This window comes from Limosilactobacillus difficilis, from assembly GCF_947387495.1.
Classification (GTDB): domain Bacteria; phylum Bacillota; class Bacilli; order Lactobacillales; family Lactobacillaceae; genus Limosilactobacillus; species Limosilactobacillus difficilis.
This window is the reverse complement of the sequence record NZ_CANDNU010000085.1, coordinates 1-1,705: the sequence shown is the minus strand read 5'-3', so window position 1 is coordinate 1,705 and position 1,705 is coordinate 1. Positions and strand designations below refer to the sequence as shown.

Sequence of the window (1,705 nt, the reverse complement as noted above, 5' to 3'; positions counted from 1 at the left end):
AAAACATTTGCGAAGTCAATTCGCTTAATACTTTTAAATTAGAGCTATTTCAAAAGCTCATATTCATAATATGAGAGTTTGATCCTGGCTCAGGATGAACGCCGGCGGTGTGCCTAATACATGCAAGTCGAACGCACTGGCCCAACTGATATGACGTGCTTGCACTGATTTGACGATGGATTACCAGTGAGTGGCGGACGGGTGAGTAACACGTGGGCAACCTGCCCCAAAGCGGGGGATAACATTTGGAAACAAGTGCTAATACCGCATAACAGTCATGACCACATGGTCATGACTTCAAAGGTGGTTTCGGCCATCACTTTGGGATGGGCCCGCGGTGCATTAGCTAGTTGGTAAGGTAACGGCTTACCAAGGCGATGATGCATAGCCGAGTTGAGAGACTGATCGGCCACAATGGAACTGAGACACGGTCCATACTCCTACGGGAGGCAGCAGTAGGGAATCTTCCACAATGGGCGCAAGCCTGATGGAGCGACACCGCGTGAGTGAAGAAGGGTTTCGGCTCGTAAAGCTCTGTTGTTGAAGAAGAACGTACCTGAGAGGAAATGTTCAGGTAGTGACGGTATTCAACCAGAAAGTCACGGCTAACTACGTGCCAGCAGCCGCGGTAATACGTAGGTGGCAAGCGTTATCCGGATTTATTGGGCGTAAAGCGAGCGCAGGCGGTTTGTTAAGTCTGATGTGAAAGCCTTCGGCTCAACCGAAGAAGTGCATCGGAAACTGGCGAACTTGAGTGCAGAAGAGGGCAGTGGAACTCCATGTGTAGCGGTGGAATGCGTAGATATATGGAAGAACACCAGTGGCGAAGGCGGCTGCCTAGTCTGCAACTGACGCTGAGACTCGAAAGCATGGGTAGCGAACAGGATTAGATACCCTGGTAGTCCATGCCGTAAACGATGAGTGCTAGGTGTTGGAGGGTTTCCGCCCTTCAGTGCCGCAGCTAACGCAATAAGCACTCCGCCTGGGGAGTACGACCGCAAGGTTGAAACTCAAAGGAATTGACGGGGGCCCGCACAAGCGGTGGAGCATGTGGTTTAATTCGAAGCTACGCGAAGAACCTTACCAGGTCTTGACATCTTGCGCTAACCTAAGAGATTAGGCGTTCCCTTCGGGGACGCAATGACAGGTGGTGCATGGTCGTCGTCAGCTCGTGTCGTGAGATGTTGGGTTAAGTCCCGCAACGAGCGCAACCCTTGTTACTAGTTGCCAGCATTCAGTTGGGCACTCTAGTGAGACTGCCGGTGACAAACCGGAGGAAGGTGGGGACGACGTCAGATCATCATGCCCCTTATGACCTGGGCTACACACGTGCTACAATGGACGGTACAACGAGCAGCGAACTCGCGAGGGCAAGCAAATCTCTTAAAACCGTTCTCAGTTCGGACTGTAGGCTGCAACTCGCCTACACGAAGTCGGAATCGCTAGTAATCGCGGATCAGCATGCCGCGGTGAATACGTTCCCGGGCCTTGTACACACCGCCCGTCACACCATGGAAGTTTGCAACGCCCAAAGTCGGTGGACTAACCTTCGGGAAGTAGCCGCCTAAGGCGGGGCAGATGACTGGGGTGAAGTCGTAACAAGGTAGCCGTAGGAGAACCTGCGGCTGGATCACCTCCTTTCTAAGGAATTAATCGGAAACCTGCACAGTTCGTTGAAACTTTATTCAGTTTTGAGGGGTTTACC

Annotated in this window: 1 rRNA gene; it reads left to right on the top strand. The window is 52.1% G+C overall.

Annotation, left to right across the window (positions count from 1 at the left end):
* Positions 1-66: 66 nt before the first annotated feature.
* Positions 67-1,641, top strand: a 16S ribosomal RNA gene (locus tag QOR82_RS09020).
* The last annotated feature ends 64 nt before the right edge of the window (positions 1,642-1,705 follow it).